Here is a 17,722-nt window from a genome sequence, read left to right as displayed (position 1 = left end):
CGTCAGAAACGGACGTATCATTCAGGAGCGACGGTGAGACACGACAAGGCGGCCATGGTGATCGACCTGGCGCGGCGGCTGGCCGCCAGCGCCGAAGGCCTGACCCTGGACGAGATGGCGCGCGACATGCGCGTCAGCCGCCGCACCGCCGAGCGAATGCGCGACGCCGTCTTCATGCTGTTCCCGACGGTGGAGGAGGTGTCGGACCCGCCGTCGAAACGCTGGCGCATTCGCGGCGGCCTGTCGGCCTTCGAACAGGCGCCGACCTCGACCGAGATGCTGGAACTGTCCAAGGCGGCCACGGCCCTGCGCGCGGCGGGCGAACCGGCGCGGGCGGCGGCGCTGGAGGGACTGGAGCGCAAGCTGAAGGCGGCGATGCGGTCCACCACCCTGAACCGGATGGCCCCGGATCTGGAGGCCCTGGTGCGGGCCGAGACCATCGCCGTCCAGGCGGGGCCGCGCCCCTCGGCGGACGAAGGTCTGCTGACCGCCATTCGCGGGGCGGTGCTGGCGCAACAGCCGCTGGGCTTCACCTATTCCCGACCGGGCGCCGAACCGCGTCGCCGCAGCGTCGCCCCCTGCGGCGTCATGTTCGGTCGCGCCAACTATCTGGTCGCCGCCGACCGGGAGACGGGCCGCATCCAGACCTTCCGCCTGGACCGGATGAGCAGCGTCGCCCCGCAGGACGGGGTGGCGATCCCGCCCGCCGACTTCGACCTGGGCGTCTTTGCCAGCCAGTCGTTCGGCATCTATCAGGACGAGATCGAGGAGGTGGTGCTGCGCATCGCCCCCGAGGGCGCGGCCGAGGCCAAGAGTTGGCGCTGGCACCCGACCCAGTCGTTCGAGGATCAGGCGGACGGCGGCGTGATCGTGCGGTTCCGGGCGTCGGGCATGCGCGAACTGGCCTGGCACCTGTTCACCTGGGGCGAGCAGGCGGTGATCCTGGCCCCCGAGCGGCTGAAGGCGGTCATGGCCGGGGAACTGGCGGCGGCCGGACGCGCTCTGGACGCGGCCCGCGGATGAACAAGGCTTAAGGTGACGCCGACGCCGGCCGTCGCTATCGCGGTTCCGCCCCTATCGGAGATCGTCATGCGTCTGAAGTCGGCCCTCATATCCTGCGCCCTCGCCGGCCTGTCCGGTCTGGCCGCCTGCGCCACGCCCGTCGTCGCTCCGGCCCCCGTCGCCTCGTCGCAGGTCGCAGCCGAGCAGGGACCGGTGGCCGTTTCGGTGGTGCGCGACGGCGATCGCTGGACGGCGGACTATGTGTTGGACCGCGACGCCCCCGCCTGGGCCTTCTTCCGCTCGGCCCTGCTGCGCGAGACGCGCCAGCCCTGGCGGCCGGCCTGGTGGCGGGTCGAGACCCCCGGCGTGGTGCTGGAGCGGATCGGCGATTATGACGTGCTGCGCACTTTGGACGGCGGGCCGGTCCCCCGCAGCGTCCGCATCGCCATGACGCCGCAGGAAGGGGATCTGGAGGCCCAGTATGATCCGGCCCTGATGTTCTCGGACGGAACGGTGGCCCTCTATTCCGGCCAGTTCGACCTCTTTGCGCTGACCAGCGCCGCCGCCGCTCGCGACCTGCCGCGCGATCTGAACGGCGTCGATGTGCCGGGCGGTCCGGCCCGGATCACCTGGCGCGACCGGGCCGGTCCCGTCCTGTTCAAGGGGGAGCGCGAGGCCGAGGTCACGGCCCTGGACGTCGACACCTATGTCCTGTTCGGCGAGGCCTCGACCCGTCTGGGCGACGGGGTCGCCACCGTGATCGACCCGGGTCTGCCGCGCTGGCTGGGCGACGAACTGGGCGGTTTCACGCCTCGCGTCATGGCCTATTACGCCTCCCGGCTGGGCCAGGCCAAGGGCGACACGCCGACCCTGATGGTCAGCTGGACCGGCCCGACGGACTCGATCACCAGCATGGGCGGCAGCGTCCTGCCCGGCCTGATCTCGATGAGTTTCGAAGGGGAGGGGGTCGTGGACCCGGACGCCCGCGTCCTGGCCCGCGCCCGATGGTTCATCGGCCATGAGGCGGCGCATTTCTGGCTGGGCTCGCAGGGGCTGAAATATCAGTACGCGCGCGAAGCCTGGATCACCGAGGGCGGCGCTGACCTGATGGCCGTGCGCGCGCTTCAGGCCATGGATCCCGCCTATGATGCGCATGCCGAATTGCAGCGCGAGGTGGATGACTGCACCCGGCTGGCCGCCGGCAAGCCGGTTTCCTCGGCCGCCCAGAGGGGCGAGCACCGGGCCTATTACGCCTGCGGCGCCGTCTGGGGCATGGTCATCGAAGCCGCCCAGAAGCAGGCGGACGGCGGCGACTTCTTCGACGTCGTGGCCGGGTTCCAGCGGCGGGACAATGAGGATGGAATCCTCAGCCGCGACGAATGGCTGGGCGAACTGACCCGCCTGTCGCGCGACCCCACCCTGGCAAACGACATATCGACCCTGCTGGACCAGGGCGTCGCCGACCCGTCCGCTGTCATCGCCCGCCTGTTCCAGCGCACTGGCGTCGCCTTCCGCCTCGAAAACGGCCGGGTGATCCTGACCTGACGGTTTGACGCGGATCAAGGCGCGACGGGCCCGAAAGGCGCATCCAGGCTGTGGCAACAAGGAGCATCGCCATGACCTATGCGAGCCTGATGGTCTATGTGGACGACGAGGCCGACAATGTCGCGCGGATCGGTTTTGCGCGCGATCTCGCCGCCATTCATGACGCGACCCTGATCGGCATATCCGTCAGCGAGCCCGAGCCGCCCCTGGTGGACGCCTATGTCGCCGGCGGCATGGCCGGCGAAATCCTGACCCTGCGGCGGGACCAGGCGGACGGCGAACTGTCCGCCGCCAAGGCCCGGTTCCTCGAGGCGATGAAGGATACGGGCATCGACCACGAATGGCGGTCTGAGACCGGCTATCCCGCCTCCTGCGTCTCGCACCACGCGCGCGCGGCCGACCTGATCCTGGTGGGGCGTGACGCCGGGCGTCTGCCCTATCGCGCGCCGGACGCCGGCGACCTGATCATGAATATCGGCCGACCGGTCCTGGTCGCGCCGCCCCGGGCCTCGGCCGCGCCGGTCGACGGCGTCGTCCTGGTGGCGTGGAAGGAAGGGCGCGAGGCCCAACGCGCCGTCGCCGCCGCCCTGCCGCTGCTGAAACAGGCGCGCGAGGTCAAGGTGGTGGAGATTTGCGCCTCGGCCGACGCCGCCGCTGCAGCCGCCCGCGTCGCCGATGTCGCCGCCTGGCTGCGCCGTCACGGCGTCGTCGCCGAGAGCGAGGCCAAGGTGCGGGATGAACGTCCGGCGGGCGACCGTATCCTGGCCCTGGTCGAACAGATGGGGGCCAATCTGATCGTCTGCGGCGCCTGGGGCCATTCGCGGATGCGGGAATGGGTTCTGGGCGGCGTCACCCAGGCCCTGCTGAACCGCAGCCAGTCCTGGCTGCTGCTGAGCCACTGAGGCCTCAGCGCTCTTCGCGAGCGTGGAAGATGCGGGCGACCATGACGACGTCCGCATCGACGCGGTATTGGACGACATAATCGCTGCCGCCGAAGGGGATATAGAGGTGGCGTAACCCGTCCAGGTCGATCCCGATAAGGGGCGTCTGCGCCAATTGCCTTAAAGCCTTGATGATGGTCTGGCTCGCGCGCCGGGCGGCGTTTGGGTCGATGTTCTTTAGAAAGACGATGACCCGACGGCGATCCTGAATCGCGTCGGGGGACAGCCGAAGCTTCAAGCCTTGGCCTTCAGCATCGTCTCGAGGTCCGTCTCGAACCCCGCCGCCCAGTCTTCGAATTCTATGAACTTGCCGGTGCGGTCGTACTCGGCCAGCCGACGTTTGGCCTCGGCGGTGTCGTAAGGCGTGGTCGGAGGCCAAGTCGGATTGGCGTCGTCCATGATGAAGGTCGCTTCCGTCTCCCGAACTTCGGATTCATTCGAGGCGTAAGCAGGCCCGCTCGCGAGCGCCTTGTCCAAGATTGCGACGGCATACGCCTCCGGTTCCATGCCCGCCGCTCGCGCAGCGGCCTTGAGCCGCTCAAGCGCTTCGTCAGTCAGGGGAAGGGTCAGGACGTAATCGGCCATAACCGAATCATGCCACAACTATGAGTGGTTGTGAACTCACATCGCTGCGAACGGGTAGGGACTGACCGACTTGGACCAGTCGTCCACGGCCAGTTGCCGGTCCACGGGCGCTGCAGCGCGCTCGGCGCAGGGGTGGCGGTGGCACAGGCGGCAGGCGGGGCCGATGGGGGTGACGTCGGGCTGCTCGAGATCCAGGCCGTGGGCATAGGCCAGGCGGGGGGCGTGGCGCAGTTCGCAGCCCAGGCCGACTGCCAGATCATGGGCGTCGCCATAACCGTCCTGGCCCTGGCGTTCCACCGTGCGGGCGAAGGTGAACCAGCGGCCGCCATCCGGGGTCTCGATGATCTGGGTGATGATCCGGCCTGGCGTTCGGAAGGCGGAGTGCAGCCGCCAGCGCGGACAGGCGCCGCCGAAGCGCGAGAAGGGAAAGGCGCCGGCCGCATAGCGTTTCGAGATATTGCCGGCCTGATCGACCCGCATCAGGAAGAAGGGCACCCCCCGCGCAGTCGGCCGCGACAGGGTGGTCAGCCGATGCGCCGCCTGTTCGTAGCTGACCCCGAACCGGGCCTGGAGCCGGGCCAGGTCATAGCCGGTCTCCTCCGCCGTGCGCTGGAAGGCCGCGTAGGGCATCAGGGTCGCCGCCGCGAGGGTGTTGGTCAGGGCCACCTTCAGCAGGGATCGGGTGGCGGCGTCCGGCGCGCTTGAGGCCTGGACCATGTCGTGCAGGGCCGGGCCGTGTTCGACCAGGGCCAGCTGATAGGCGATGGCGAAGGCGCGCGACGACGGCCCCAGGGTCTCGGACAGCAAGAGGCGGCGGCGGTGCAGGTCATAGCGGCGGGTCCATTCCACCATGACCTCGGCGGGCAGGGTGCGGACGCCCAAGTCGTGTTTGGCCGCCAGCCGCTGGCGGGCGGCGGGTTCGAACCCGTCGGCGTGGGCGGGCGCCTCGGCCGCCAGGGCGTCGGCCAGGGCCTCGCCCATCTGATCCAGTTCAGGGAAGTGGTTGCCGCGCGACTGGATGTATTCGCGCACCCATTCGGCCGGGCTGGTCTCGACCAGGCCTTCGCCGTTCTCGGCGGCGGCGCGCGCCCGGGTGCGGCCGTCGTCGAAGGCCTGGTACAGGCGCAGCATGGCGTCGGCGACGCCCGGCGCCTCCTCCAGCAGTTGCACCAGTTCGTGGCGCGGGGCGGACAGACCCTTGAACAGCGGGTCGGCCAGGATCTCGGTCAGCCGCGCCTCATCGGCCGCGCCGCCCTGGTTCAGGCTGCGCAGATCGACGTCATAGGTTTCGGCCAGACGCAGCAGCAGCTGGGCCGAAACGGGGCGCTGGTTGCGCTCTATGTGATTGAGATAGCTGGGCGAAACTCCCAGATCGGCGGCCATCGACGTCTGGGTCAAACCCAGGTCGCGCCGCAGCCGCTTCAGCCGGGCGCCGAGGAAAAGCTTGCGATCTGCGGCGATTTCCATGGCTGCAGAATGTCATAACATGACCGACGATGCAAAGTCATGATGTGACAAAGTGACATCAATAGGTCAGGTGCTGCTGTGTCATTCGTGACTTCGGCGTGTTCTTGTCTCCGAGACGGCGGCTGCGGCCGCGCCATTCAGAGACCGAGTTCGACCATGACCACCTTCGCCGATCTGGTTCCTTCGCCCGCCGGCCGTTTCGACGGCATCGAGCGCCCCTACACCCCGGAAGACGTCCTGCGCCTGCGCGGCTCGGTGCCGGTCACCCATACGCTCGCCGAGCGCGGCGCCAACCGCCTGTGGCAGCTGCTGCACGACGAGCCCTTCATCAATGCCCTGGGCGCTGTCACCGGCAACCAGGCCATGCAGATGGTCCGGGCGGGGCTGAAGGCCATCTATCTGTCGGGCTGGCAGGTCGCGGCCGACGCCAACACGGCCGGCGCCATGTATCCGGACCAATCGCTATACCCGGCCAACGCCGCGCCGGAACTGTGCCGCCGCATCAACCGCACCCTGCAGCGCGCCGACCAGATCGAGCACGCCGAGGGCGGCGCCAAGCGTGATTGGTTTGTGCCCATCGTCGCCGACGCCGAGGCCGGTTTCGGCGGCCCGCTGAACAGCTTCGAGATCATGAAGGCCTTCATCGAGGCGGGCGCCGCCGGCGTCCACTTCGAAGACCAACTGGCGTCCGAGAAGAAGTGCGGCCACCTGGGCGGCAAGGTTCTGATCCCGACCCAGGCGCATGAGCGCAATCTGGTGGCTGCGCGTTTGGCCGCCGACGTCATGGGCACGCCGACCATCACGGTCGCCCGCACCGACGCCGAAAGCGCCCAACTGATCACCTCGGACATCGACGAGCGCGACCAGCCCTTCATCGACCGCGACAACCGCACGCCGGAGGGCTTCTTCCGCCTGAAGGAAGGCACGGGTCTGGACCATTGCATCGCGCGGGGCCTGTCCTACGCCAACATCGCCGACCTGCTGTGGTGGGAGACGTCGCACCCGGACCTGGACGACGCGAAGAAGTTCGCCGAGGCCGTGCAGAAGAAGCACCCCGGCAAGCTGATGGCCTACAACTGCTCGCCCTCCTTCAACTGGAAGGCCAAGCTGGACGACGCCACCATCGCCAAGTTCCAGCGCGAGCTGGGGGCCATGGGCTACAAGTTCCAGTTCGTGACCCTGGCCGGCTTCCACGCCCTGAACAACTCGATGTTCGAGCTGGCGGACGGTTATCGCGATCGCGGCATGGCGGCCTATTCGGAGCTGCAGCAGCGCGAGTTCGCCAATGAGGCCATCGGCTACACCGCGACGCGTCACCAGCGCGAAGTCGGCACCGGCTATTTCGACCAGGTCGCCACGGTCATCTCCAACGGCACCTCCTCGACGACGGCGCTGAAAGACTCGACCGAGACGGCCCAGTTCACCCACGCGGCTTAAGGCCCCCCAGCTTAAGGAAAGGAACCTCCATGGAACCGCTGACCCGAACCGAAGCCATCATCGACTTCTGCCTGGCGCCGTTGGCGCTTGACGCCGGCACCGAGGCTGAACGCGAGGTGCGCCGTCGCATGACGCATGTGCTGCGGACCTATCAGGCCAAGGTCGCCAATCCGATCGCCGTGGACTTCTCGTCCATGCCGTCCCAGGTGATCAACGAGGCCGCGCACGGCTACGAATAGGTCTCGCGTGCTCCCAAAGAGAAAGGCCCGCCCCGATTGCTCGGGGCGAGCCTTGTCCTTTTCGGTGAGGATCAGCGCGACGGCGCCGGGGTCTGGCTCGGCGTCTGGCTGACCTGAACCGGCGTCTGGGTGGCGTGAGCGGGAGGCTCCGCGCCGGCGTCCAGCAGTTCGCCGACCGAAACCTGCGGGGCGACCACCGCCTGGGTGGTGCAGGTGGCCAGGTCGCGGGCGACGTGGCGGCCCAGGCAGAACATGTCCTCATAGCTGGGGCGCGAGGCGGCCAAGCACTGGAACAGCATCAGTTTCGACATATTCAGGCAGAATTCGCTGTTGCTCTCGACCGCCAGGGCGTCGGTGTTGGCGCGCGCCTCGTCTCCGGCGGCGCCGAGGGCGGCCAGGGCGGCGATGGCCAGCGAGCGCGTGACGGCCGGCGTATAGGGCGGGGCCTTGCGGGATGGTTCGACGGAGAGACCCTGGCCGCTGTTGGCCGCCGTGAACAGGCGGCTGGATTCCTCGGCCGACGGAAGCATGGTTACCGCCGACAGGGTCTTGGCGCTCTCAAGCCGGATTTCGCGGTTCGTAATCGGGGTGACGGCCCAGCGGCGACGCGGATCGCGCCGTTCCTGAACCGTATAGGCGTCGGCCTCCACCGCTTCGGCGATGGCGCGCATCGCAACCGCGTCCTTGCCGATGGTGGCCGCGATCAGGCCCGCAGCCGCATCGGCGCCGGGCAGGGTGGCCGCATAGGCCGGATCGGCGATCAGTTGGGCGACCATCTGCTGACGCTGGACGGGATCAACGGCGAATTGGCGCACCCCCGCGACAAACTCCGGTGATTGAAGCGCAATGATCGAACCATAGGCGATCAGGCCGCGCGACAGCTGGGCCGGCTCATAGGACGCCCCCTTGCGGATGGCGGACTGGATGGACTCTGCGTCCGGGAAGCCGCCGGGCTGAATAGTGCCGGCTTCTCTCAGGAAGGCGACATAGATCGAGGCCGCCTGGGCCACGCCTTCGTTCAAGGTGACGGGCGGCGGCGGAGGCGGCGGCGGCGGAGGCGCGACCTCCGGTTCCTTGGTGCTGCAGCTCGCCAGCAAAACGGCGGCTGCAAGGGCGGCGATCGACAGGCCGCGGGTCATGAAGGCCTTGGGCATAGGGCGCGTCCACAGAACTGTGCACCCCGACAGGGGCGCTTACTGGAAGGCGCTTATAACGTGCCGAAACGGGTTTGCCGAAGATTAATCGAACAACTTCGACACGGATTCCTCGTTGGCGATCCGTCGGATAGCTTCACCGATAAGCGGAGCCACGGAAACCGTGCGGATTTTCTTGCAGTTCGCGACTTCGTGCGGCTGTTCGATCGAGTCCGTGATCACCAGCTCCTTCAGCGGTCCGTCGGTGATCCGCTGCACAGCCGGGCCCGACAGGACGCCGTGGCTGATATAGGCCGAGACCTCGGTCGCACCCTGATCCATCAGGGCCTTGGCCGCGTTCACGAGGGTGCCGCCGGAATCGACGATGTCGTCGAACAGGATGCACCGACGGCCCTCGACGTCGCCGATGATGTTCATGACCTCGCTCTCGCCCGCCTTGGGGCGGCGTTTGTCGACGATGGCCAGGTCGGCGTTCAGGCGGCTGGCCAGCGAGCGGGCCCGCACTACGCCGCCGACGTCGGGCGAGACGATCATCAGGTCGTCGCCGCGCGAATAATGTTCACGAATGTCCTGGGCCAGGACCGGAGTGGCCACCAGATTGTCGGTCGGGATGTCGAAGAAGCCCTGAATCTGGCCGGCGTGCAGATCCATGGTCAGCACCCGGTCGGCGCCGGCGCGGGTGATCAGATTGGCGACCAGCTTGGCCGAGATCGGCGTACGGCCGCCGGTCTTCCGGTCCTGACGGGCATAGCCGAAATAGGGCATCACGGCCGTGATCCGCCGGGCGGAGGCGCGCACCAGCGCGTCCGTGATGATCAGCAGCTCCATCAGATTGTCGTTGGCGGGATAGCTGGTCGACTGAAGGATGAAGACGTCCTCGCCGCGGACGTTCTCCTCGATGACGGCGAAGACCTCGTTGTCGGCGAAACGCTTGACCTGGGCCTTGGTCAGCGGACCGTCCAGGTGGTCCGCGATGGCCTGGGAAAGGGCCCGGTTGGAGTTGCCTGAGAGCAGCTTCATCAGCTGGTCATCCTTTCGCCGTCATCCGACCCCCATGAACGGCGGTCGGTTGGCGCGCTCTTTACCAGCGGAGCCGGGCAGGGCAAGTCGTGTGCGGAGAGTTTTCGTCGGCATGGCGTGTCCCGGTCGTGGGTGCTAGAGATCGCCGCGTTCGTTTCCGGAGGCCTGTCTTGAGGCAGGGCTCCGCTCGTCATGGGGTCGTCCTTGTCCGCTTCTAAGTTTCGTTCCGGCCTGGTGCTGATGGCCGCGGCGGCCGCCGCTCTGACAATTTCGGGCTGCGCCGGCAATCAGCGCCCCAAGCTCGCCTATGAGGAGCGGCCGGTCGAGGCGCTGTACAACACCGGTTATCAGCGTCTGGAACAGAAGCGCTGGGCTGACGCCATCGACTATTTCCAGGAGGTGGAACGCCAGCATCCCTATTCGGACTGGGCCCGTCGCTCGATCCTGATGCAGGTCTACGCCTACTACCAGAACAACAACTACGCCGAGGCCATCGCCGCCTCGGACCGGTTCATCTCCCTGTTCCCGGGCAATCCGTCGGCGGCCTACGCCTTCTACATGAAGGCGGTGTGCAACTTCGAACAGATCACCGACGTCGGCCGCGACCAGGGCTACGCCAACGCCGCCCTTGCCGGGCTTAAGGATGTGGCCCGTCGCTACCCGGGCACGCCCTACGCCACCGACGCCGCCGTCAAGATCGACATGGTCAACGACCAGCTGGCCGGCAAGGAAATGAACATTGGCCGCTATTACCAGCGCGCCAACCAGCCGCTGGCGGCTCTGAACCGCTACAAGGCCGTCATCGCCAACCCCGAGTTCCAGCGCACCTCCCACACGCCCGAGGCCCTGTACCGCCTGGTCGAGGTCAATCTTCAGCTGGGCCTGAAGGAAGAGGCGACCCGCAACGGCGCCGTCCTGGGCTACAACTTCCCCGGCAGCCCCTGGTACGCCGAGGCCTACGCCCTGCTGACCGAAAACGGCCAGGCTCCGGAAAAAGCCCCCGAGGCCAAGCGCGAATCCTGGCTGCAGCGGATCATCCCGGGCTGAACGTCCTCTTGACGGTCAGATTTATGTAGTTACATAAATGATCGTCTTCGACCCGGCGAAGGATGAGGCCAATATCGCCAAGCACGGCGTCTCGCTGTTGCGAGCCGACGAAATCCAGATGGAAGAAGCCTGGATCGAGGTGGATGACCGCTTCGATTACGCTGAACCGAGATGGATCGCCTATGGCGAACTGGACGGGCGGCTGCACGTTCTGGCCTTTACGGTTCGAGACGCGAGGGTGCGGGCCGTCAGCCTGCGCAAGGCCAATGACCGGGAGCGGAGATATGTCCGAGAACAAAGGGGTGTCGGAAGCGGCGACTGAGCCCTTTCTCGACGACGACGATACGCCGGAGCTGACTGCAGAGCGGGCCGCCAAACTTCGCCCCGCACGCGAGGTCCTGCCCGACTATATCCTCAACCAGTTCAAACGCGCCCCCGGCCGCCCCAAGGCCGAGGCGCCTAAACAGCAGGTCACCTTGCGGCTGGACGCCGATCTGCTGGAACACTGGCGCGCCCAGGGGCCGGGCTGGCAGTCGGGCATCAACGCCGCGCTTCGCCGGGCCTCCGGTCTCTGATTCCTTTCACGCCGCCGCGCGCTAGACTGCGCCCCATGCCGAATCGCGTGCGCCCATGCTGACCGCCCTTTCCATCCGCGACGTCGTCCTGGTCGACGTGCTGGATCTCGACGTCGAGACCGGCCTGACCGTGCTGACGGGCGAGACGGGGGCGGGCAAGTCGATCATCCTCGACGCCCTGGGCCTGGCCCTGGGCGGGCGCGGCGACGCCGGCCTGGTGCGCCACGGGGCCAAACAGGCCGTGGCCACCGCCATCTTCAGCGCCCCCGACGACCCGGACCTGCTGGCCCTGATCGCGGACAAGGGGTTCGAGGTTCAGCCGGGCGAGGACCTGATCCTGCGCCGTGTGCTGAACGCCGACGGCCGTAGCCGGGCCTATGTCAACGACCAGCCCGCCGGGGTCACGGCCCTGCGCGAGATCGGCGCCGCCCTGGTCGAGGTTCACGGCCAGCATGAGACCGTCGGCCTGCTGGACTGGCGCACCCACCGGGGCCTGCTGGACGCCTATGGCGGTCTTCAGCCTCAATTGCAGGCCGTCGCCACCGCCGCGACCAAGCTGAAGGCCGCCGAGGCCAAACTGGCCGAGCTGAAGGCCCAGGCCGCCGACGCCGCCGCGCGTCTGGACGAGATCAGCCTGAACCTGTCCGAACTGGACGCCCTGGACCCTCGCGCCGACGAGGAGACGGAACTGGCCGGCGAGCGGGCCCTGCTGGGCGCCGCCGAAAAAGCCATCGCCGACTTAGCCGACGCCCGCACCCAGCTGGGCGGCGACAAGCTGAGCCAGAAGCTGGGCGCGGCCCTGCGCGCCGTCGAACACGCCCGCCAGCGCGCCGGCCAGGCGGGGGCCGAGGGCGACCACCCGGTCATCGTCAAACTGTCCGCCGCCGTCGAGGCCATCGACCGCACCATGGTCGAGGCGGCCGAGGCCGTCGCCGCCGTGGACGCCGCCGCCGACGCCTTCGACTATGAGCCCGGCCGCCTGGACAAGGCCGAGGAACGGCTGTTCGCCCTGCGCGCCGCCGCGCGGAAACTGAACACCACGGTCGACGCCCTGCCGTCCTTACGCATCCGCCTGCGCGAGCAGTTGCGCCTGATCGAGGACGGGGAGGAGGCCCTGGCCAACGCCGGCCGCGAAGCCGCCGAGGCCGCCGAATCCTATGACCTCGCCGCCACCTTCCTGACCTCGGCGCGCGAGGCGGCGGCCGACCGCCTGACCACCGCCGTTATGGGCGAACTGGGCCCGCTGAAGCTGGAGCGCGCCCGGTTCCGTGTGGCGCTTGAGCCGATCGAGGGCCGGCGCGGCCCCGACGGGGTCGAGACCGTGCGCTTCCAGATCGCCACCAACGCCGGAACCGACTTCGGCCCGCTGGACGCCATCGCCTCGGGCGGCGAACTGGCCAGGTTCGCCCTGGCCATGAAGGCCGCCCTGGCCAGCCGCGAGGACATGCGCCAGCCGGTCATGATCTTCGACGAGGTGGACCAGGGCGTCGGCGGCGCCGTGGCCGAGGCCGTGGGCTCGCGCCTGAAACGCCTGTCCACCGGCGCCCAGGTCCTGGTCGTCACCCACAGCCCCCAGGTCGCCGCCCGCGGCCACGCCCACTGGAAGGTGATGAAGGCCGACCACGAGGGCACGACCACCACTACGGTGGTGGCCCTGGACGACGCGCGCCGTCAGGAAGAGATCGCGCGGATGCTGTCGGGGGCGGAGATCACCGATGAGGCGCGGGCGGCGGCGCGGGCGTTGATCGGGTAGGGGGCGTCGGGCCTTGGATGGGCGAGGTCGCAGACGCACCCGCCTGTCCCTCTTGTGTCGCATCACCGTTGGCGTAGTCTTGTTCGGCGGAGGGACGGTTATGTCTGACGGTAAGCCCTGGTTCTCGAATAAGCGCTATGGCTACGGGCTTACCCCTTCCTCATGGCAGGGCGTGGTCGCGCTTGCGACCTATCTTGTCGCCTTGACCGCTGGTCTAGCGGCGGGAGACCGCGCAGCGATAAGTCCCTGGTTGGTTATGATCTATGTGGTCGCGATCTCCGCCGCCCTCATCTGGGTGACCTGGGCCAAAAGCGACAGACGCGCGCCTTTGAAATGGCGTTGGGGCCGCGATCTCGACAGCTAATGCCTTTAGGTCGCAGTTGTCCGACTTGCATGGCCAGGTCGCCAGAGCATTCCGCAGCGCCTCCAGTAGCTGGTCGGTTCCCACCGCTGTCGATCAACGGGGCGGACATTGATCTGACTCATCTGCACGAATTCAGCTTTGCGTTCGACACGGTCAAGCGTCAGGGCGTCTGGTGCTTCGTCACGTTCAGCACGCATTGCTTCTCTGACAAATACGACCCTGAACGGCATCCGGTTTACGTGCCGGTCTTCGACGATCGTGGGGTGGAGCGGTGCTTCGATCAGGAACGGTATGAGCTGTCGATGCAGCTCAGGAATCTACTTTCGGGCCTGCCGGGCTCGAAGGTCTATCAGACGCGCGAGTCCAACTTTGCGATCATCACGACGAACTCAGGCCGCGACTATAGGGTGTTCTTCAATGTCCGAAAGATGGAGCAGAAGAAGCGCCTTCGCCTGTATGTGGAAAGTGCTTATTCGCCTGACGCCGCGCGAGCCATCCCTCTCCCCGTTACGGCCTATCAAAAGGTCAAGTTCAACCTGCTGTGCGACACCGTTTTGGACGGTAAGCCGACCAAGTTTCACGGGCGTTGACCGGATACGAAAAAGGACGGCCGAAGCCGTCCTTCACTCGATACCCACTTCACCTTGCGGCTATCTCGCATCACGCGTGGGCCCCTTGTGGGGCGGGGGAACGCTGTTGGTGACCTTTCGGGCACCTCAACCGATCTGTCGTCCTACGCGAGGATATATAGGGGAGCGGAGCTTAAAAATCAACGAAGGCTATAAAGGGGTCCTCGTTTGAGGGGCGGTCCATGACCGGCTGCACATGGCGAGATATCGAAACCTAAAAGTGCAGCCTGCCATTGAAGGTGTCGATCCAGCCTCTCCTCACTGCCCCCGCCGCCGCCGCCGCCGCCGCCGCCGCCGCCGCCGCTCCGCCGCCATCCGGCTCGCGATCTCCGCCGCCTGGAGGGAGGCCGAAGCCGGCGCCGGGGAACTGGCGTAGAGGGCGTACAGATAGTCCTGATCCGTCATCGTCAGCCCCGTGACGCCTGGTCGCTCGAACAGGTTCAACACCGTGTCGAAGGCGGCGGTCGGGGTGCGCGGATCGACGGGGGCCAGGGCGACGAAGGCGACATAGTCGCTGACGGCGCCGAAGGGCGTGGTCGCCAGCCGGCGCGTGTCCAGGATGATCGTCACCCCGGCCAGGTCGTCGCGGACATTGCCGGTCAGGCGCGATGCGTTCCGAACGACGACGGATCGCGCCATCGGGTCCCGCGACTCGCCGGTCCCCTCGATCATGGCGGGCTGACCCGTGTCAGCCATCACCGGCAGGCTGACCTGCCACCATCGGATGGGCGCCGAAGAGGTGCGGAAGGCCTCCAGCGCCGCATCCCCCAGGGTCGTATTGTTCGGGGCTGGCTGAAACCGTCGCGGCGCCGCCTCGATCAGGGTCGTCGCCAGGGCGACCGGATCAGTCGAGGCGTAGATGGAGATGTCGGGTCGGCAGATGGGCGAGGTCTCGGTCGACAGGCCGACGGCGGCGGCCACCGTCTCTATGCGCGACTTCAGAAAGCGCGCGTGCTCGACGTCCATCTCGATAATCCGCACGCACAGGCTGCGACGCCAAACCGGGCTCAGCCGACCGACAGGGCCGGTCCCTATCGCGCGGACATAGGCGGCGGCGGTCTTCGCCTCCGGCGTTCCCACGACCTCGATATCCTCAAGGGACGTCGCGGGCTCTTCCTGCTGCGTCTCAGACGTCTGGGCGAGGGCGACGGACGCCAAGGCGGTCGCGGCGATTGTACAGGCGCACGCTGTTTTAGACCACATCCGAGACCCCTTCATGCAACCTGAGCGATACAAGGGCTGGGGCTGCAAGAAAAGGGGCGTCGTCCCCGCCCTCCCACGCCCGTCATCCTCGCCCTTGTGGTGAGGATCCATACTCCCGGTGTCTGGAGGCGGCGCTCTGCGGCACCGGGCGTATGGATCCCAGGGACGAGCCCTGGGATGACGGGGGAAAGGGGAGGGCGGCCGGTCACCGGCCAACAATCCCCCGAATTCTCCCCAAACGACCCCCGCATTAGCGGTCCTGTCATCATCGTGCTAAGAGCCCCGCCCTTTATACGGGCGGCGATGTCGCCGAGGCCTTTCAGTCTTCAGGAGAAGCACACATGAGCAGGGTGCTGGTCATTGGCGCCGGCGGCGTCAGTTCGGTCGCGGTCCACAAGATGGCGATGAATGCGGACATCTTCTCGCACATCACTCTGGCGAGCCGCACCAAGTCCAAGTGCGACGCCATCGCCGAATCCGTCAAGTCGCGCTTCGGCGTGACCATCGACACGGCGGCGATCGACGCCGACGACGTGGCGGCGACCACGGCCCTGATCCAGGCGGTCAAGCCCGCCCTGGTCGTCAACCTGGCCCTGCCGTACCAGGACCTGGCCATCATGGACGCCTGTCTGGCCGCCGGGGTCAACTATCTCGACACCGCCAACTACGAGCCGCGCGACGAGGCCAAGTTCGAATACAAGTGGCAGTGGGCCTATCAGGACCGCTTCAAGGACGCCGGGCTGATGGCCCTGCTGGGCTCGGGCTTCGACCCCGGCGTGACCTCGGTCTTCACCACCTATACGAAGAAGCACCTGCTGGATTCGATCGAGACGCTCGACATCCTGGACTGCAACGGCGGCGACACCGGCCTGCCGTTCGCGACCAACTTCAATCCCGAGATCAATCTGCGCGAAGTCACCGCCCCGTCGCGCCACTGGGCCGACGGCCAGTGGGTCGAGGGTCCGGCCCTGTCGCACAAGCAGGCCTTCGATTTCGAGGGCGTGGGTCAGAAGAACATGTACCTCATGTATCATGAGGAACTGGAATCGCTGGCCAAATTCTATCCGGAAATCAAGCGCATCCGCTTCTGGATGACCTTCGGCGACTCCTATCTGAAGCATCTGGAAGTGCTGGAGAACATCGGCATGACCTCGATCGAGCCGATGATGTTCCAGGGCCGCGAGATCATCCCGATCGAGTTCCTGAAGGCCCTGCTGCCGGAACCCTCGTCGCTGGGCCCGATCACCAAGGGCAAGACCAATATCGGCACCATCGCCACCGGTCAGAAGGACGGCGCGGCCAAGACGGTCTACGTCAAGAACATCTGCGACCACCAGGACGCCTATGCCGAGACCGGCAACCAGGCCGTCAGCTATACTACCGGCGTCCCCGCCATGATCGGCGCGGCCCTGATGCTGACCGGCCAGTGGAAGGGCGAGGGGGTGTTCAACATGGAGCAGCTGGATCCCGATCCCTTCATGGACATGCTGAACCAGCACGGCCTGCCGTGGACGGTCGAGGAACTGTCCGCTCCGCTGGACTTCTGAGGATACGCCCATGGTCATGCAGACCCAGGCCGGCGGACCGGGCGCCTTCGCCCGGTTCGATCTGAACCGCGTCCCGTCGCCCGCCTTCGTGGTGGACGAGGTCGCGGTGCGTCGCAACCTGTCGGTCCTTCAGGACGTCGGGGCGCGGGGCAATGCGCGGGTGCTGCTGGCCCTGAAGGCCTTCTCGATGTGGTCGCTGGCCGAGGTCGTCGGGGAATACCTCGACGGCGTCTGCGCCTCGGGCCTGTGGGAGGCGCGGCTGGCGCGCGAGTTCTATCAGGGCCACCTGACCACCTATTCCCCCGCCTACAAGCCCGCCGACCTGCCCGAAATCCTGCGGCTGTCGGATACGGTCATCTTCAACGCCCCGGACCAGGTCGCCCGGTTCGCCGACCTGATCGCCGCCGCCCGCGCCGAGGGTGAGACGTTCGATATCGGCCTGCGGCTGAACCCCGAGCATTCGGAGGGCGAGGTCGCCAAATACGACCCCTGCCAACTGGGCTCGCGCCTGGGCTTCCCGGTGTCGCAACTGACGCCGGAACACTTGAACGGCGTCGACGGCCTGCACATCCACGCCCTGTGCGAACAGGGGTTCGAGCCGCTGGAGCGGATCTGGGCCGCGGTGGAGCCCAAGCTGGCGCCCCTGTTGCCGGACCTGAAGTGGATCAACCTGGGCGGCGGGCACCACGTCACCCGTGCCGACTATCGGATCGACGCCCTGGTCGGCTTCCTGAAGGATCTGGGGCAGCGCTACGGGCTTCAGGTCTATATCGAGCCGGGCGAGGCCATTGCGCTGGACGCCGGCATATTGGTGGGCGAGGTGCTGGACACCTTCCACAACGGCCTGGCCATCGCTATCACCGACATATCGGCGACCTGCCACATGCCGGATGTGATCGAGGCGCCCTATCGCCCCGCCATGCTGAACGAAGGCGAGGGCGGCGTGACCTATCGCTTGGGCGGCCCCTCCTGCCTGGCCGGCGACATCATCGGTGACTATGGCTTCGCCACGCCGCCGACCGCCGGAACCCGCATCGCCTTCCTGGACCAGGCCCACTATTCGATGGTGAAGACCAACACCTTCAACGGGGTGCCGCTGCCGGCCATCGCCCTGTGGAACAGCGACACCGATGCGCTGAAACTGGTCCGCGAATTCGACTATTCCGAGTTCCGCGACCGCCTGTCCTGATATCGAGAACCTCGACAAATTCTCC

At 67.2% G+C, this 17,722-nt stretch carries 19 protein-coding genes; 13 read left to right on the top strand and 6 right to left on the bottom strand.

Annotated elements, in window-relative coordinates:
* The first annotated feature begins 33 nt into the window (after nt 1-33).
* The 3 genes from ACW17X_RS07245 to ACW17X_RS07235 all read left to right on the top strand — a co-directional run bounded on the left by ACW17X_RS07245 (nt 34) and on the right by ACW17X_RS07235 (nt 3,449).
* Nucleotides 34-1,023 (top strand): helix-turn-helix transcriptional regulator, encoded by a 990-nt coding sequence (locus ACW17X_RS07245; protein WP_492100286.1) that lies wholly within the window; start codon nt 34-36, stop codon nt 1,021-1,023.
* 66 nt (nt 1,024-1,089) lie between these two features.
* The gene (locus ACW17X_RS07240; RefSeq protein ID WP_492100285.1) at nt 1,090-2,547 is read left to right on the top strand and encodes a hypothetical protein; all 1,458 of its coding nucleotides are present in this window, start codon (nt 1,090-1,092) and stop codon (nt 2,545-2,547) included.
* A gap of 71 nt (nt 2,548-2,618) precedes the next feature.
* Nucleotides 2,619-3,449 carry a universal stress protein gene (locus ACW17X_RS07235; RefSeq protein WP_492100284.1) on the top strand — a complete coding sequence of 277 codons (831 nt, stop codon included), beginning with the start codon at nt 2,619-2,621 and terminating at the stop codon, nt 3,447-3,449.
* Nucleotides 3,450-3,453: 4 nt separating this feature from the next.
* Here ACW17X_RS07235 and ACW17X_RS07230 read toward each other — a convergent pair whose 3' ends face one another.
* Genes ACW17X_RS07230 through ACW17X_RS07220 form a run of 3 tightly spaced genes read right to left on the bottom strand, consistent with a single transcriptional unit; the run spans nt 3,454 to nt 5,540 of the window.
* Nucleotides 3,454-3,726 carry a type II toxin-antitoxin system RelE/ParE family toxin gene (locus ACW17X_RS07230; protein ID WP_492100283.1) on the bottom strand — a complete coding sequence of 91 codons (273 nt, stop codon included), beginning with the start codon at nt 3,724-3,726 and terminating at the stop codon, nt 3,454-3,456.
* The gene (locus ACW17X_RS07225) at nt 3,723-4,073 is read right to left on the bottom strand and encodes a hypothetical protein (RefSeq protein ID WP_492100282.1); all 351 of its coding nucleotides are present in this window, start codon (nt 4,071-4,073) and stop codon (nt 3,723-3,725) included. The genes ACW17X_RS07230 and ACW17X_RS07225 overlap by 4 nt, the downstream gene beginning before the upstream one ends.
* A gap of 36 nt (nt 4,074-4,109) precedes the next feature.
* Nucleotides 4,110-5,540, bottom strand: coding sequence for a helix-turn-helix domain-containing protein (locus ACW17X_RS07220; RefSeq protein WP_492100281.1), 1,431 nt, complete (start codon nt 5,538-5,540; stop codon nt 4,110-4,112).
* 156 nt (nt 5,541-5,696) lie between these two features.
* Here ACW17X_RS07220 and aceA point away from each other — a divergent pair, with 156 nt between their 5' ends.
* The gene (aceA, locus tag ACW17X_RS07215) at nt 5,697-6,977 is read left to right on the top strand and encodes an isocitrate lyase (protein WP_492100280.1); all 1,281 of its coding nucleotides are present in this window, start codon (nt 5,697-5,699) and stop codon (nt 6,975-6,977) included.
* Nucleotides 6,978-7,006: 29 nt separating this feature from the next.
* Entirely contained in the window at nt 7,007-7,216 is a 210-nt protein-coding gene (locus ACW17X_RS07210; protein ID WP_488811350.1) for a hypothetical protein, read from the top strand.
* Nucleotides 7,217-7,287: 71 nt separating this feature from the next.
* On the opposite strand, the gene ACW17X_RS07205 is transcribed toward ACW17X_RS07210, so the two are convergent.
* Together ACW17X_RS07205 and ACW17X_RS07200 are read right to left on the bottom strand one after the other, a co-directional pair.
* Nucleotides 7,288-8,370: a hypothetical protein gene (locus ACW17X_RS07205; RefSeq protein WP_492100279.1), complete on the bottom strand. Its 1,083-nt coding sequence runs from the start codon at nt 8,368-8,370 to the stop codon at nt 7,288-7,290.
* An 84-nt stretch (nt 8,371-8,454) separates the two neighbouring features.
* Nucleotides 8,455-9,390, bottom strand: a complete 936-nt coding sequence (locus ACW17X_RS07200) for a ribose-phosphate pyrophosphokinase (protein ID WP_492100278.1) — start codon at nt 9,388-9,390, stop codon at nt 8,455-8,457.
* Between the two features lie 192 nt (nt 9,391-9,582).
* Between ACW17X_RS07200 and ACW17X_RS07195 the strand changes: the two genes are divergently transcribed.
* The 6 genes from ACW17X_RS07195 to ACW17X_RS07170 all read left to right on the top strand — a co-directional run bounded on the left by ACW17X_RS07195 (nt 9,583) and on the right by ACW17X_RS07170 (nt 13,719).
* Complete coding sequence (locus ACW17X_RS07195) at nt 9,583-10,437, top strand: outer membrane protein assembly factor BamD (protein WP_492100277.1); 855 nt, start codon at nt 9,583-9,585, stop codon at nt 10,435-10,437.
* Nucleotides 10,438-10,474: 37 nt separating this feature from the next.
* Nucleotides 10,475-10,759 carry a BrnT family toxin gene (locus ACW17X_RS07190; protein WP_492100276.1) on the top strand — a complete coding sequence of 95 codons (285 nt, stop codon included), beginning with the start codon at nt 10,475-10,477 and terminating at the stop codon, nt 10,757-10,759.
* On the top strand, nt 10,722-11,012 hold the full coding sequence (locus tag ACW17X_RS07185) for a BrnA antitoxin family protein (RefSeq protein ID WP_492026118.1): 291 nt from the start codon (nt 10,722-10,724) through the stop codon (nt 11,010-11,012). The genes ACW17X_RS07190 and ACW17X_RS07185 overlap by 38 nt, the downstream gene beginning before the upstream one ends.
* A 55-nt stretch (nt 11,013-11,067) precedes the next feature.
* Nucleotides 11,068-12,765 carry a DNA repair protein RecN gene (recN, locus tag ACW17X_RS07180; protein ID WP_492100275.1) on the top strand — a complete coding sequence of 566 codons (1,698 nt, stop codon included), beginning with the start codon at nt 11,068-11,070 and terminating at the stop codon, nt 12,763-12,765.
* A gap of 100 nt (nt 12,766-12,865) precedes the next feature.
* Nucleotides 12,866-13,129 carry a hypothetical protein gene (locus ACW17X_RS07175; protein WP_492100274.1) on the top strand — a complete coding sequence of 88 codons (264 nt, stop codon included), beginning with the start codon at nt 12,866-12,868 and terminating at the stop codon, nt 13,127-13,129.
* A gap of 29 nt (nt 13,130-13,158) precedes the next feature.
* Nucleotides 13,159-13,719, top strand: coding sequence for a YjaZ family protein (locus ACW17X_RS07170; RefSeq protein ID WP_492100273.1), 561 nt, complete (start codon nt 13,159-13,161; stop codon nt 13,717-13,719).
* A gap of 297 nt (nt 13,720-14,016) precedes the next feature.
* Here the strand turns inward: ACW17X_RS07170 and ACW17X_RS07165 are convergent, their stop codons facing one another.
* Nucleotides 14,017-14,916 carry a hypothetical protein gene (locus ACW17X_RS07165; protein WP_492100272.1) on the bottom strand — a complete coding sequence of 300 codons (900 nt, stop codon included), beginning with the start codon at nt 14,914-14,916 and terminating at the stop codon, nt 14,017-14,019.
* Nucleotides 14,917-15,302: 386 nt separating this feature from the next.
* On the opposite strand from ACW17X_RS07165, the gene ACW17X_RS07160 reads away from it, so the two are divergent.
* The gene (locus ACW17X_RS07160; protein WP_492100271.1) at nt 15,303-16,508 is read left to right on the top strand and encodes a saccharopine dehydrogenase family protein; all 1,206 of its coding nucleotides are present in this window, start codon (nt 15,303-15,305) and stop codon (nt 16,506-16,508) included.
* A gap of 10 nt (nt 16,509-16,518) precedes the next feature.
* A complete protein-coding gene (locus ACW17X_RS07155) occupies nt 16,519-17,697 on the top strand; it encodes a carboxynorspermidine decarboxylase (protein ID WP_492100270.1) in 1,179 nt (392 codons plus the stop codon).
* Nucleotides 17,698-17,722: the final 25 nt, after the last annotated feature.

This window comes from Brevundimonas sp. FV1ye4L (genome assembly GCF_058681255.1).
Note: the sequence above shows the minus strand (reverse complement) of the source record. Positions and strands in the feature narration are given on the sequence as shown.